Origin of the sequence: Candidatus Chloroploca mongolica, from assembly GCF_004762035.2 — a bacterium.
Classification (GTDB): domain Bacteria; phylum Chloroflexota; class Chloroflexia; order Chloroflexales; family Chloroflexaceae; genus Chloroploca; species Chloroploca mongolica.
Window position 1 is genome coordinate 81347 of the sequence record NZ_SIJK02000019.1, and the last position, 14343, is coordinate 95689.

Annotated in this window: 14 protein-coding genes; 10 read left to right on the forward strand and 4 right to left on the reverse strand. The window is 54.1% G+C overall.

Going from position 1 to position 14343, the window contains the following annotated elements; genetic code table 11:
* Positions 1–7: 7 nt before the first annotated feature.
* From EYB53_RS12120 to EYB53_RS12150, 7 genes are all read left to right on the forward strand, one after another.
* Positions 8–1258, forward strand: coding sequence for an alpha/beta fold hydrolase (locus tag EYB53_RS12120; RefSeq protein WP_135478442.1), 1251 nt, complete (start codon positions 8–10; stop codon positions 1256–1258).
* A 9-nt stretch (positions 1259–1267) separates the two neighbouring features.
* Positions 1268–2212 (forward strand): ABC transporter ATP-binding protein, encoded by a 945-nt coding sequence (locus EYB53_RS12125; RefSeq protein ID WP_135478443.1) that lies wholly within the window; start codon positions 1268–1270, stop codon positions 2210–2212.
* The gene (locus EYB53_RS12130) at positions 2209–3024 is read left to right on the forward strand and encodes an ABC transporter permease subunit (RefSeq protein WP_135478444.1); all 816 of its coding nucleotides are present in this window, start codon (positions 2209–2211) and stop codon (positions 3022–3024) included. The genes EYB53_RS12125 and EYB53_RS12130 overlap by 4 nt, the downstream gene beginning before the upstream one ends.
* A 19-nt stretch (positions 3025–3043) precedes the next feature.
* Positions 3044–3199: a M28 family peptidase gene (locus EYB53_RS26620; protein ID WP_371879109.1), complete on the forward strand. Its 156-nt coding sequence runs from the start codon at positions 3044–3046 to the stop codon at positions 3197–3199.
* Between the two features lie 104 nt (positions 3200–3303).
* A complete protein-coding gene (locus EYB53_RS12140; protein ID WP_205712643.1) occupies positions 3304–4014 on the forward strand; it encodes a nucleoside/nucleotide kinase family protein in 711 nt (236 codons plus the stop codon).
* A 429-nt stretch (positions 4015–4443) separates the two neighbouring features.
* Positions 4444–4683: a hypothetical protein gene (locus EYB53_RS12145; protein WP_135478446.1), complete on the forward strand. Its 240-nt coding sequence runs from the start codon at positions 4444–4446 to the stop codon at positions 4681–4683.
* A complete protein-coding gene (locus tag EYB53_RS12150; protein WP_167857369.1) occupies positions 4671–4844 on the forward strand; it encodes a hypothetical protein in 174 nt (57 codons plus the stop codon). Before EYB53_RS12145 ends, EYB53_RS12150 begins: the two co-directional genes overlap by 13 nt.
* 180 nt (positions 4845–5024) lie before the next feature.
* Here EYB53_RS12150 and brxL read toward each other — a convergent pair whose 3' ends face one another.
* The 4 genes from brxL to EYB53_RS12165 all read right to left on the reverse strand — a co-directional run bounded on the left by brxL (position 5025) and on the right by EYB53_RS12165 (position 8562).
* Positions 5025–6134 (reverse strand): BREX system Lon protease-like protein BrxL, encoded by a 1110-nt coding sequence (gene brxL, locus EYB53_RS12155; protein ID WP_371879110.1) that lies wholly within the window; start codon positions 6132–6134, stop codon positions 5025–5027.
* 49 nt (positions 6135–6183) lie between these two features.
* The gene (locus EYB53_RS26050; protein WP_256439705.1) at positions 6184–6312 is read right to left on the reverse strand and encodes a hypothetical protein; all 129 of its coding nucleotides are present in this window, start codon (positions 6310–6312) and stop codon (positions 6184–6186) included.
* Positions 6313–6440: 128 nt separating this feature from the next.
* The gene (locus EYB53_RS12160) at positions 6441–7121 is read right to left on the reverse strand and encodes an RloB family protein (protein WP_167857370.1); all 681 of its coding nucleotides are present in this window, start codon (positions 7119–7121) and stop codon (positions 6441–6443) included.
* Positions 7122–7167: 46 nt separating this feature from the next.
* Positions 7168–8562 carry an AAA family ATPase gene (locus EYB53_RS12165; RefSeq protein WP_167857371.1) on the reverse strand — a complete coding sequence of 465 codons (1395 nt, stop codon included), beginning with the start codon at positions 8560–8562 and terminating at the stop codon, positions 7168–7170.
* A gap of 366 nt (positions 8563–8928) precedes the next feature.
* Here EYB53_RS12165 and EYB53_RS12170 point away from each other — a divergent pair, with 366 nt between their 5' ends.
* Genes EYB53_RS12170 through EYB53_RS12180 form a run of 3 tightly spaced genes read left to right on the forward strand, consistent with a single transcriptional unit; the run spans position 8929 to position 14337 of the window.
* Complete coding sequence (locus EYB53_RS12170) at positions 8929–11889, forward strand: type I restriction endonuclease subunit R (RefSeq protein ID WP_205712645.1); 2961 nt, start codon at positions 8929–8931, stop codon at positions 11887–11889.
* The gene (locus EYB53_RS12175) at positions 11879–13165 is read left to right on the forward strand and encodes a restriction endonuclease subunit S (protein ID WP_135478451.1); all 1287 of its coding nucleotides are present in this window, start codon (positions 11879–11881) and stop codon (positions 13163–13165) included. Before EYB53_RS12170 ends, EYB53_RS12175 begins: the two co-directional genes overlap by 11 nt.
* Positions 13162–14337, forward strand: a complete 1176-nt coding sequence (locus EYB53_RS12180; RefSeq protein ID WP_135478452.1) for an AAA family ATPase — start codon at positions 13162–13164, stop codon at positions 14335–14337. Before EYB53_RS12175 ends, EYB53_RS12180 begins: the two co-directional genes overlap by 4 nt.
* Positions 14338–14343: the final 6 nt, after the last annotated feature.

Consider the following 14343-nt stretch of genomic DNA (forward strand, 5'->3'; position numbering starts at 1 on the left):
AAAACTGATGTACAAAAAGTTCTTCATCTTTCTTGGCCGCCTGCTGGCACTTTTGCTGGCGCTCGTTTTGTGCCTGCCCATCTTGCTGCTGCCGCAGGCTACCGCCGTTCCCGCCTGGGTCTGGGTTCCGCTCGCCGCAGGTAACCTGGGCTTGCTGTTCGCCTTTTTCTGGCTTAAACCAGTCGGGAAAGCGACCCTGGTCTCGCTGGCTGGCGTGTTCGTGGTTGGCGTGCTGGCTGTTGCCGCCTCGCAGGCCTTTGCGATGACCCCGCCCATCCTCGGTGCCGATGGTAAACCCTTGCCCGGCAGCATCGCCACGCTCGAAACCGTCACGCTCAATGGCAGCCAGCAGTGGCTTTCGATCCGTGGCAAAGACACGACCAAACCGGTGCTGCTGTTCCTGGCGGGCGGGCCTGGCGGCAGTCAATTGGCCGCCGCACGCTTCGCCCTGGGCGGGTTGGAAGACCACTTCGTTGTGGTCAACTGGGAGCAGCCTGGCGCGGGCAAGTCCTTCGATGCCGTAGACCGTGCCACCCTGACCCCAGAGCGCTACATCGAAGACGCGCACGCCCTGGTGGCGATCTTGAAGGAACGCTTCAGTCAGGAGAAAGTCTATGTACTGGGCGAATCGTGGGGCAGCGCACTGGGTATCTGGCTTGTCCAGCGTTACCCCGAGGATTTCCACGCCTTCATCGGCACCGGGCAAATGGTGGCTTTCCTCGAAAATGACCTGATGTGTTACGAATTCGCCTTGAACTGGGCGCGTGAACGCGGCGATACCGCCAAAGTGCAGACATTGATCCAACAAGGCCCACCGCCCTACTACGGCGCTGGCATGGCATGGAAAGAAGCCGCCTTTCTGGGCGATACCTTCACCTACATGAACCAGAATCCAGCCATTCGGGATAACGGCTTCAACACCTGGCGCGACCTGGCCGCCCCCGAATATGGCCTATACGACAAGGTCAGCTGGTTCCGCGGTGTGCTGCAAACCCTGGATGTGGTCTACCCCCAACTCTGGGAAGTGGATTTCCGCCAGCAGGCGACGAAACTGGAGGTTCCGGTCTACTTCCTGATTGGTCGCCACGACATCAACGCCCCAACGGTCTTCGTCGAACAGTATTACGCCGTGCTGGAAGCCCCGCACAAGGAGATCGTCTGGTTCGAGTCTTCGGGGCATACCCCCTGGGTGAGCGAATCGGCGCGTTTTGTGGACGTGATGGTGGAGACCGTGCTGGCGCAGACGCCGCAGCTGTAAAGGGATTATATGATATCACCTGTCATTCAAACCTCATCGCTCACACGGCACTTTGGCGAAATAAAAGCGGTTGATCAGCTAACGCTTGAGGTACAAGCTGGCGAAATCTTCGGCTTTCTCGGCCATAATGGCGCAGGCAAAACAACCACCGTGCGTTTGCTCAACGGCGTGATCGAAGCCACCAGCGGGGAGGCACGGGTGCTCGGGTTGAACCCACAGACTCAGGGTTCCGCGTTACGTGCCCGAACCGGTGTGCTCACTGAAACGCCCTCGCTCGATGAGCGTCTCACAGCCCGCGATAATTTGTCCATCTATGCCGATCTGTATAACTTCCCGCGCGCGGACGTTTCGGCGCGGGTACATTTTCTGCTCACAGAATTTGAACTAGCTGAGCGCGCCGATGAAAAAGTTGCCGGGTATAGCAAGGGGATGAAGCAGCGGCTCGCGCTTGCGCGTGCCCTGCTCCATAAGCCGGAAGTTCTCTTTCTCGATGAGCCAACGTCAGGTCTGGACCCGGTGGCGGCGCGACACGTCAATGACTTGGTGGAACATCTGGCCCGCCGCGAAGGTTGTACGGTCTTTCTGTGTACACATAACCTGGTCGAAGCTCAAAAGCTATGTGACCGCGTAGCAGTGATGGAACATGGACATCTGGTGGCATTGGGCACGCCTTCAGACCTCACCCGCCAATATGTCAAACGCCTCGATGTGGATCTTGAAGTTGATCCCACGCAAATAGAACTTGTCCTTCAGATCGTGCAGGGGCTGCCTCAATTGGTGAGCGGCCCCCCAAAACGGAAGAAAGATATGCTCACATTGACTCTCTCCGGGCGGAAAGCCATCCCTGAACTCTTACACATTCTTGTGCAGAAGGGATTGCACGTCTATCGCCTCGCGCCGCAGGAAGCCAATCTTGAAGAAGTGTATTTTGCATTGCATGGAAACACCCAATGAACACACGGGCCATTTTCGCCATCGCCCGCAAAGACTTGAAAGTTGCCATCCAAAACAAGGGCGTGGTCTTGCCGATCATTATTCTGCCTCTCGTTTTGTTCGTGATCCTGCCCTGGATCATGGTCTATGCTTCGTCGTTTACCGAAACGACCGGTGCCTCCAACGACATAGGTGAATTGCTGGCGCGTATGCCCGCAGGTCTGCTTCATGAATTGAGCGGGTTTACACCCAATCAACAATTGATCGTTTTTAGCCTGGTCTATATGCTGGCACCCATGTTCCTGATTATGCCGTTGATGGTTTCATCCGTGCTGGCGGCGGATAGCTTTGCCGGGGAGAAGGAACGCAAAACACTCGAAGCCTTGCTCTATACGCCAATCACTGATCGGGAACTGTTCGCCGCCAAACTGTTAGGCTCATGGACTACGGCGCTTGCCGTCACGGTGTTGAGTTTCATCGTCTATGCGGTGATGGTAAACGCCGCTGGCTGGCAAAGCATCGGGCGCATCTTCTTCCCGAATTGGATGTGGATCGCGCTGGTGGTGTGGGTCACACCTGCGGTTGCGGGGTTGGGACTTGTGGTGATGGTCTTTGCTTCTGCCCGTGCGCAAGGATTTCAGGATGCCTACCAAACGGGTGGGTTGGTGGTTTTGCCAGTGATCGCTCTCATGATTGGGCAGGTTTCCGGTGTGATGTACTTCAGCCTCAGCGTTGTCATGATCGTGGGGTTGGCGATCTGGTTGATCGATGCGGTTCTGCTTTGGTTTGCCAGTAAAAGTTTCCGCCGCAGCCAATTGATGACAAAGTTCTGAATTGATCTTCGGCAGTGTCGTGTGCGCCCACTTCGACACCAAAATCAATACCCCCGGCGCCAGCGATAACGGCGGGGGCGCGGCGGCTCTGCTCGCGCTGGCCGAACGGCTCTCGAAATGGGAGGCAGGTGTCGACAGTGAACGAGCCATGACGGATTGCGTATGCCAGGCGTAACCCCAATACTTTTCAAAGAAGACCTCACAGGTCTGCTCGTCCGCATTGGGACGCCATCATCAAGACCGGTGAGGTCTCTTCTTGAATAAGAAATACGGTACGCGATGCTTCAAAACCTCATGCATCCAGACACCGCTGCGCGCGACACGCTCCTCCAGTGGCTTGTCGCCCAGATCGTCCACATTCCGGCAGCAGGCGTCACGCGGGTTGCTCTTGATGGGGTCGATGGAGCCGGCAAGACGATGTTCGCCGATGAGCTTGCGCCGCTGCTTGCGTCCGCTGGGCGACGCGTCATGCGGGCCTCAGTTGACTCGTTCCACCACCCCAGGATGGTGCGCTATCGGCTCGGGCACGCTTCACCCGAGGGCTTCTATCGCGATTCGTATGATTATGCGCAACTCCGCACCGTGCTGCTCGACCCGCTCAGTCCTGGCGGCCATGGCCGTTACCGTTCAGCCGTTTTCGACCATCGCGTAGACGCGCCGATCATCGTGGCAGAGGCCCAGGCCCTGCCCGGCGATATTCTCGTGTTCGACGGTATCTTCCTGCATCGCCCGGAACTCCGTGGTTACTGGGATTACTCGATCTTCTTGCATGTGAACGTAGAGGTCTCGGTGCAGCGTTGTGCCCAGCGAGATGGTGGATCGCCGGATCCACACGCCCCAGAGAATCGTCGCTATGTCGAAGGACAGCAGATCTATCTGCGCGAAGCCACACCGCACCAGCACGCGAGTGTGGTCATCAACCACAACGATGTCGCACAACCATGGGTGATGTGCTGCCGACTTCAGGCGGCTGAGCCGGAAGCCGACTGAAGTCGGCACTACCATAGACCCGATGGACGATTGCATATTCATGCGCAGCGCACGCCAGGCGTGCGACGCTTGCCGACAGAGGATCTGCTTGGCGATCTTCTCTGCAATACTTCGAGCCCGCATGCTTTCGGCGTGATTCGCCATCACTGATTGCAGGGCTACGCTGAAAATGGGGGAACCAAGTTCCCCCATTTTCAGCGTAGCCCTAGACTGATTGCTGCTCGGGATGGAAAAAGTTGAGTAAATCGGGTAGTATATTACATCGTGCGTATCTATACCTATGTGCGCGCAAAAGCCTGGGATGCTGGACAGCCAAGTATGAGCGCAGAGGATCTGCGCTGTGCCTTTGCCAAGCGCATGCGTGACGTGTTCGGCAGTATGGATATGGGTCGGCTGGTGCTTGATGCCGAGCCGGTGAAGGAGTAGGCGATGCAACAGGCAATACGGGCAACAACCATTGTTCGCCCAGATGGCACGCTCGCGCTCAGCGCGCCGCAGCTTGTGCCAGGTGAAGTGGTCGAGGTGATCATTCTCTTCCCTGAACACCCGGATAGCCTGCGTCGCTCTGCGGTCGATATTCTGCGTGATGCACCCGGCCAGCGCGCCTTTGCCACCGCCGAGGACGTGACGACCTACCTGAGTGAGGAGCGTGACGCTTGGGAGCGCTGAGCCTTCCCTCCGGCGGCCTGGTCTATCTGGATACCGACGCAGTGATTTACAGCGTCGTGACGAATGACCCTGGCTACCGCCGGATTGCTGCGCTACCGTTGGTGATACTCAATGATCTCTTCGATGACGCAGCGACGCCAGCGCCTGAGAGGGGTGTGTGATGGCGATGGCTGTGCTCAAGGAGCGGTTTGTGGAGCCGGAGCGCGCACCGGCGTTTGAGCTACGAGTGCTGCCGCGTGGCGCAGCGAGCGACAGCGGGCCGCGCTACCGCCTGGTGAAGAGGAAAGGTGACTTCCCGCTCGTGAAGAAGACAATGCTGCGCGGACGTACAGATCAATACCCTACGCTTCAATGGTTACGCTTTCCTCGCGCCCCGTATCACGATCGCGGTACGAAAAGGCGGTCAGCGGGAATTCCTGGGGGCTTATCTTGTGAAGCTGGACGCGTACACGCAGCCGTAATTCAATCGCCATACGCAGCATAAGGCGCGCATCATCTTGTTCCATCTCTCCAGAGGGAAAGAGGAGCTTGGTTAAGCCTGAGAAGGTGCGATTGATGCTGCGTCGGTCACGGGCGCTCCATTGTCCTTCGGTTGCTTCAAACCAGCGCTCCCAGAGGGCGCCGTAGTGGCCGATCCGGCGCAGTTCACGATGAAACAGTTCACTGGTGTAGTCAAGAATAAAGCCAACATGGCGCGTGAAGAGTTCTGGGGTAAGTTTGGGAATTTCCCACCCAGGCAGATAGGCTGACCAGCGGTCATGGAACGCGGTGTCATCGGCAATTCCTGCTGGCAATGGCTTAAAGAGGTGGTCGGCTTGCATGCTTCGGCGTGGGTCAAAGTTGATGTTTCCATTGAATACAAAGCCGGCCTCGCCTGGAACGTTGATCGTGCCGCGATTGATCTGCCCGTTTTCCATGTAGCTTTTGTAGAGGTTTTTGTCCTGCTCAGCGTCAAAGGTGCTGCCGGCTACCTCATCAAAGCCGACGACATCGCGTTGTGTGACCAGGCCAAAGCGGGGCGGGTTCGTGTTGCTGACAAAGAGCTTCGGTACCGTTACTGCGCCACCGGCAAGTAGGGTGCCGTATGGGCTAAACTCGGTGAAGCTGAAGGATTTGCCCGTTTGGCGGGGGCCGAGTTCAATCATATGATAATTGCTTTCGACCAGCGGGATTAGCCTGATGAGATAGAGCAACTTTACCCGGTCGGTGAAAACCGGGTGGCTCGACTCGTAGCCCATCGTGCGAATCAGGACGTCAATCCATTCCGTGCGGGTGAACTGCGCCCTTCCTGCCAGGTATTCCCTGAGATCGACGCGTCCTACCTGAACTGGTTCCAGGCGTTGGATGACAAAGGGGTAGACGCGGTTGCCGATTTTGAAGCTGTCGTCGTAATCAACCCGGATGTTGCACCACGCTCCTGCCATTAACAGCCGTTCGTAGCGCGTGACAATATCTGACGCGAACTGTCACGTAGTCTGATGATCGCGTCATGATAGCGCGTCAGAACGGGCTAGCCTGGAACTCTGGTGGGAGATCGAGGGTGAAGTGTAGTTCACATATTGTATCATCTGCTGTGGCACCGCCCAGCGTAATGCGCTGGCCTGGGCGCAAACCGGTTGTTTTTGACACACGCCCACCATGCGAAGCCGTTGCATCAAGCCAAGCGCTGCCGTCGCCTCGTGCTCGTGTACCGGCGGCCAAGGCTTCCCAGAGGGGTCGCGGGTGATATAGGCGGTGACGGGCATAGGAGTGCCTCTTCAGCTTTCTAGCCTCAAGTAAAAGATCGCAACCAACTCATACACAGTTGTCGATGGGTTAGGGAAGTTATCCCACTCCCGTTCAGGATGGCGCTCGTAACGCTGACGAGCACGTTCAATTGCAGCTAGGGTTAGCGGCTCTAACTGCTTAAAACAATCAGATGCTTCTTGATAATCATGAATATACCGGCGTAACGCCTGCTTAACTTCCTGCCCGTGGTGGAAAGGCATGCCTGTATCCTGGAAGTGCAACAGATACCAATACTCAAAGCAAGGATTCGAGATCGCTAGCTTGATCTGCTCACGTTCAGCCAACTGCACAGCACCACGAAAAGACATAGCCTCGTACTGACCTTCGCGATCAAAGACACACCAGGTCTGCTCAAACGGCGGATCGGCAGCTTCTCCACGGCGTACTGCATGATCATAGGCCGTCTTACGCTCATCACGCCATCGTTTAGCCTTACCAACGACTGTGTCCGGCTGTCCTGCACCGCCATAGACCTCAATCGTCACGGTTGCCAGGCGAGCGCTTTTTCGCCAGGCATTGAAGTAGTAATCTTCAGTGACAGCCCCCTCGCAGACTATCAGCAACACCGGACGTGGAATGCGCGTGGCATTACGTCGACCGAAGCTTGCATCGTTCCGTGCTCGATTGTTACGTTTCTGTCGCGACATCATCCACACCATTCATATGGCGGCTTGAATCGTCTGGTGTATGTACCTCTCACTGTTTGGCTTCGGAGGATTTCACCATTTGATCAAGAATCGGCACACCTCCATAACGACCCTGCAAATAACCACGCATCAGCGACTCTTCCTTGCGGGGGCGGTAATCGGTGAGAGGCGTCAGACTGGTTGCGCCATCTATCTGTTTTTCGGTCAACCAGATCTGATCACGGCGAAAAAGTTGGGTGTCAAGCAGAGTCGCATCATGGGTGTTCATCACCAGTTGGGCGTTATGAGGGTTGGTGGTCGATGTATGGAACAGGCCGATGAGATGGCGCACCAGAAGGGGATGCAGGCTGTCATCAAACTCATCGATACACAAGGTCGCGCCACGTGTCAAGGCATCCACCACCGGGCCAACGATCCCAAAAAAGCGGAGTGTGCCAAGCGACTCGTCATCGCGATCAAATTCGATAGACCCTTCAGGCAATTGCAACGCTCTGTGGCGCATACGAATGTCAACCCGACGAATGTCAAGCCCATCTATCGCGCTTAATAGCTGTTCAGGCACGCTTCCAAATAGGGGGTCTTCTTTGATCGGGATCTCCTGAACACGGAAATCCTCGATGCCAAAGTCGGCATGCGCGAGAAGATCGCGAATACGCGAACGCAACTCACTATTGTCCAGCGTTTGCCTAGCCGTTTCACCGGCCAGATCAGGGCGGCCCCACGGGTTGAGCACGCTCAACCCACGCGCAAACCAATCGAAGACATGGCGTAATTGCTGATTGCCGAAGGTGGCCCCGGTAGAGAGAAACGGTACGTCAATGCGCGATAGGTCAGTTAGACGCTGCTTTTCACCAGTCAGGCGCGGGCCAAAATACCAGGTGTAGAATTTAGCATCCCCTTGCCCAGTGTGCTCAACCGCGTTATCAGCGAAGCCTGAAGCTTGCTCACGGATCATATCAACCTGAAGGCGATTCTTATCGACTCCAGTGTGCCATTGACGGTCAAACCAGACTTGGGGCTGGCCCTTTGGATATGCGATCAGCCATTCCTCATAGATAGCACGACGATCAAGCGTAATGCCATACTGGTAGCGTACGCCTTCGTGCAGCATATGCAGTTCAAAGCGGGTCGGTGCCGTGCTGCTTGCGACCTCAAGCGCAAATGGTTTCAGCAGCGGATGATCGATTAGACGAAGCCCTGGTGTCGGGGAGCTTTGAGCTGCACGCAGGATCAGCAGTTGCAAAAAGCCCAGGGCCATGATCAGGTTGCTCTTGCCTGATGCGTTTGGGCCATAGACAACTGCACTGCGCAGGAGGCGGTGCTTAAATTTCGGGCTCGTGCCAACATTTTCGGCAAGCGATTTGTCAGCAGTGCTAGCCACGAGGCTGAAGCGCTGCTCATCACGAAATGAACGAAAGTTCTTTACGTTGAACTCGATCATCATGGCAGCATTCCCTTCAGCATTCAACGTATGGCGCAGCAGCCAGTGTTGTCCCATCATTTATCAGACATCGAGCACATTTCTCTGCTTATTTTACAAGAAATTCGCAAAAATGTCTATGATATCAATGCTTACCCCAGGGCTGTTGCAAAGTCCCAGGAGGGTTAGATAGCGTCCGCAGATTACGCAGATTACGCAGATTACGCAGATGCGGAAGCTATAATCTGCGTAATCTGTGGACGATCGAAATGACTTTGCATCAGCCCTAGGGCTGAATGGCGAAGGCGGGCCGGGCGCGCCTAAAATGGTGTAGTATATAGACAGCACACGGCCAGAGGATCATCTATCTGTAGTCACTGAGCAATGCCAATGAACGAGCAGCAAATCGAACAAGATTTGATCATAAAGCTACAGGATCTCAAGTATATCTATCGCCCTGATATCCACGACCGCGCTACGCTCGAGCGTAACTTCCGCGAGAAGTTCCAGGAACTCAACCGAGTCAGGCTTACCGATAACGAGTTCGAGCGGTTGCTGGAACAGATTATGACGCCCGATGTCTTTACGGCTGCCCGTACCTTGCGCGAGCGCAATAGCTTCGAGCGCGATGATGGTACGCCCCTTTTTTATACGTTGGTCAATATCCGCGATTGGTGCAAGAATGCCTTTGAGGTGGTGAACCAGTTGCGTATGAATACCAACAACAGTTACCACCGCTACGATGTGTTGCTGTTGATCAATGGCGTGCCCGTGGTGCAGATCGAGCTCAAGAACCTGCCGATCAGTCCGCGCCGCGCTATGCAGCAGATTGTTGATTACAAAAATGATCCGGGTAACGGCTACTCTAGAACCCTGCTCTGCTTTTTGCAACTCTTCATTGTGAGCAACCGCAGCGATACGTGGTATTTCGCCAACAATAGCGAACGCCACTTTAGCTTTCATGCCGACGAGCGCTTTTTGCCGCTTTACCAGTTTGCCGACGCAGACAGCAAAAAAATTACCCATCTGGACAGTTTTGCCGAGCAGTTTCTGGCGAAGTGTACGCTGGCTGAAATGATTAGCCGCTATATGGTGCTGGTTGCTAGCGAGCAAAAGCTGCTGATGATGCGGCCCTATCAGATCTATGCGGTCAAGGCTATTGTCGAGTGTATTCATCAGAACGCCGGCAATGGCTATATCTGGCACACCACCGGCAGCGGGAAAACCCTGACCTCCTTCAAGGCGTCTACACTGCTGAAAGATAACCCCGACATTGAAAAGTGCCTATTTGTGGTTGATCGCAAAGATCTCGACCGGCAGACGCGCGAGGAATTCAACCGCTTTCAGGAAGGTAGCGTCGAGGAAAATACCAATACGGCCGCCCTGGTGCGGCGGCTGCTTTCCACCGATTACGCCGATAAGGTGATTGTCACCACTATCCAGAAGCTCGGGCTGGCGCTGGATGAAACGAACCGTAACAAGTATAAGGAACGGTTGGCGCCACTGCGCAAGAAGCGCATTGTCTTTATCTTCGATGAATGCCACCGCTCGCAATTCGGCGAGAACCATAGGGCGATTGTGGAGTTTTTCCCGAACGCACAGTTGTTTGGCTTTACCGGTACGCCGATCTTCGAGCAGAATGCGACGTATCAGCAGATTGATGGTCAGCAGGCCTCGTATAAAACCACTGCCGACATCTTCCAGCGGCAGTTGCACGCCTACACGATTACCCACGCGATCGAGGATCGCAATGTGCTGCGCTTTCATGTTGACTACTATAAGCCCGAAGGCAAGCAGGCGCTGCTGCCGGGACAACCGCTGGCGAAGAAGGCGATTGTGGTAGCGATCCTCGAGAAACACGCCGCCGCCACTGCTGGGCGCAGGTTTAACGCTATTCTGGCTACCAACTCGATCAACGACGCGATCACCTATTATGAACTGTTCAAGCAGCATCAGGCGGAAAAACAGGCGGCGGACGATACCTTCCAGCCCTTGAATGTCGCCTGCGTCTTTTCGCCCCCCGCCGAGGGCAATAGCGATGTCTTGCAGATCCAAGAAGACCTGCCGCAGGAACGGGCTGATAATACGGTCGAGCCAGATACGAAGAAGGCGGCGCTGAAAGCCATTATTGCCGACTACAACGCCCGCTATGGCACCAATCATAGCGTCAACGAGTTCGATCTATATTATCAGGATGTGCAGAAGCGTATCAAAGACCAGCAGTATCCCATGCAGGATGTGCCGCGCGCGCAGCGGATTGACTTGGTGATTGTGGTTGATATGCTGCTTACCGGTTTCGATTCCAAATACCTGAATACGCTGTATGTTGATAAACAACTGAAGTACCACGGCCTGATTCAGGCGTTTTCGCGCACCAACCGCGTGCTGAACGATACCAAGCCCGACGGCAATATTCTCGATTTTCGCCAGCAGGAAGATGCGGTTAACGATGCCATCGCCCTCTTTTCTGGCGAGCATATCGATCGCGCCAAGAAGATCTGGCTAGTCGAGCCCGCTCCGGTGGTGATCGACCAACTGAACGCAGCCGTTCGGAAGCTAGACCTGTTTATGCAATCGCAGGGGCTGTCCTACGCGCCCGAAGCGGTGCCCAACCTCAAGGGCGATGCCGCACGCAGCGTCTTCATCGAACGCTTCAAGGATATTCAGCGCCTCAAGACCCAACTCGACCAGTATACCGACCTGACCGAGGAGAACACCGCCAGCATCGAGCAGATCATCCCCCACGAACAGTTGCAGTCCTTCCGTGGCGTGTACCTCGATATCGCCCAGCGCCTGAAAGCCAAGCAGGACAAAGCCAGCGCCAACGACGAGGTGCAGCAGCTTGATTTTGAGTTTGTGCTGTTTGCCTCGGCGATCATTGACTACGACTACATTATGAAGCTGATCGCCCGCTATACCGAGGACAGACCGGGCAAGCAGACCATGGACCGCGACAAACTGATCGGCTTGATCAGCGCCGATGCCAAGTTCCTCGACCAGCGTGAAGATATTGCCGCCTATATCAACACGCTCCAACCTGGACAGGCGCTGAGCGAACGCGAGATCCGCAGCGGCTACGAAACCTTCAAAGCCGAACAGAACGCCCGCCAACTTGCCGCGCTCGCCGACAAACACGGCATCACCAGCGCCGCGCTGCACGCCTTTGTTGAGGGCATTCTGCAACGCATGATCTTCGACGGCGAACAGCTAGGCGATCTGCTGGCACCGCTTGGGCTGGGCTGGAAGGCCCGCACCCAAAAGGAGTTGGCACTGATGGATGACCTGATACCGCTGCTAAAAAAGCGCGCCGCCGGGCGCGAGATCTCCGGGTTGGGTGCATATGAGCAATGACAGCGACACCAACGATATGACCTACGAACCAACACGCGGCTTGACGCCTCGCCTGCGCTTCGCGGAGTTTCACGGTGATTGGGAATATCAAAAACTTAATGACATTGCTTTCATTATTACTGAAAAGGCAGGAAGTAGTAAATATACGCTGATGAGTATTACCACAGGTGTGGGACTAGTTTCCCAAATGGAGAAATTTGGACGAGAAATAGCGGGAGAACAATATAAGAACTATTTTGTTATTCGTGAACATGATTTTGCTTATAATAAGAGTGCAACTAAAGAGTACCCAGAGGGTTTCATCGCTATGTATTCGGGTGAGGAAGCAGCAGCAGTCCCGAACAGTATATTTACATGCTTTAGGGTTCGGGCGGGTAAGGTTATTCCTCAATATTTGAGTTATTTATTTTTGGGAAACCTCCACGGTAGATGGCTCAGAAATTTTATTACTGTGGGTGCCCGAGCTCATGGATCGCTTAATGTTGATAATGCAGATCTGTTGTCATTGCAAGTTCCAATGCCCCAAGGCGGCAGATCGCTTGAAGAGCAGCAACGCATCGCCGACTGCCTCGCCTCGCTCGACGAGCTCATCGCCGCGCAGAGCCAGAAGCACGACGCGCTCAAAGCGCACAAGAGCGGGTTGCTACAGCAACTCTTTCCCGCCGAGGGCGAAACCACGCCGCGGCTGCGCTTCGCGGAGTTTCGGGATGCGGGGGAGTGGGAGGTGAAGCCGTTAGGTGAAGTAGCCACATTCTATAATGGCAGAGCCTATAAACAAGAAGAACTACTTGAACAAGGCAAGTATAAAGTACTCCGAGTAGGCAATTTTTTTACAAATAATAGTTGGTACTACTCGGATTTAGAATTAGATGAAACCAAGTATTGTGAAAAAGGAGATTTACTCTATGCTTGGTCTGCATCATTTGGGCCAAGAATATGGCACGGTGAGAAAGTTATTTATCACTATCACATTTGGAAGGTTGTAATGAAGGATAACATCAGTAGAGATTTTCTTTCTACGGTTCTTAGTTATCAGACTGAAAAAATAAAGTCTCAATCAGCTAATGGTCTTGGACTACTGCACATTACCAAAGGTACTATTGAGGGTTGGAAGTGTAGCTTTCCATCACTCCCCGAACAACAACGCATCGCCGCTTTCCTCACCTCCCTCGACGACCTCATCGCCGCGCAAACGCAGAAGCTCGACGCGCTCAAGGTGCATAAAAAAGGGATGCTGCAGCAGTTGTTCCCTTCTATTGACGAGGAGCAGGGATGAGTAGAATTCTTCCCATCAAAGACCTGAAATCGCTCGCTACATATCTGCGCAAAAAACTCAAAGAGAAGAATCCGAACAACGCGCAGCAACTAAAATATAAATACATGTTGCTCTATGCCTATAACGGCACTGGTAAAACCCGCCTCTCGGTGGAGTTCAAGAACGCAGGCAAGCGGGGCGGACAGGGCGACACGCTCTACTTCAACGCCTTCACCGAAGACCTGTTCACATGGGATAACGATCTGGATGGCGATAGTAAGCGCGTGCTGAAGTTCAATGCTGCCTCGCGCTTTTTTGCGGGCATCAAAGAACTGGAGATGGAGAACCGCATTCGTCCCTTTCTTAACCGCTATGCAGACTTCGACTTCAGGATTGACTACGATGAATCGGCGGTCAGCTTCTCCCGAACATTCACCATAAAACCTGATGATGGCGGCGAGGAAATAAGCCAAACCATCGACAATATCAAGGTTTCACGTGGTGAAGAAAACATCTTCATCTGGTGCTTCTTTCTTGCCATCGTTCAGTTGGCAATTGATGGTGCAGATGCTTACAAATGGGCAAAGTACATCTATATTGACGACCCAATCTCCTCGCTCGACGACAATAATGCCATTGCTGTCGCCACCGATCTGACACGCCTGCTTAGAAGGGAGGAAAACCATCTCCAAACAGTCATATCATCCCACCATACCCTCTTCTTCAATGTGTTATGGAACGAATTGTCGAGTAGTAGTAAACGGCTCTTTCTTGGTGCCAACAAAGCTACCAATAGGTACTACCTGCGTAACACGGATGACACACCCTACTTTCATCATGTAGCCACCTTGGTCGAACTACAGAAAGCCGCACAGAGCGGCAAAATCTACACCTATCACTTCAATATGTTGCGCGGCATCCTGGAGAAAACCGCCAGCTTCCATGGCTTCAGACATTTCTCAGCCTGCGTGAGAAAGGATGATGATGACATCGAGGGGATCATCCATTCGCGGCTGATCAACCTGATGAGCCACGGCAACTATTCACTGTACGAACCACAGGAAATGGTAGAAGACAATAAAGAGTATTTTAAGAAGATTTTGAGCGACTTCATGGGTCGCTATGCATTTAACGAAGAACTGTTTAGCGAACCTACAGAGGTAGATGAAGCGAACTTTGATCGACGTAGATGAGACAAC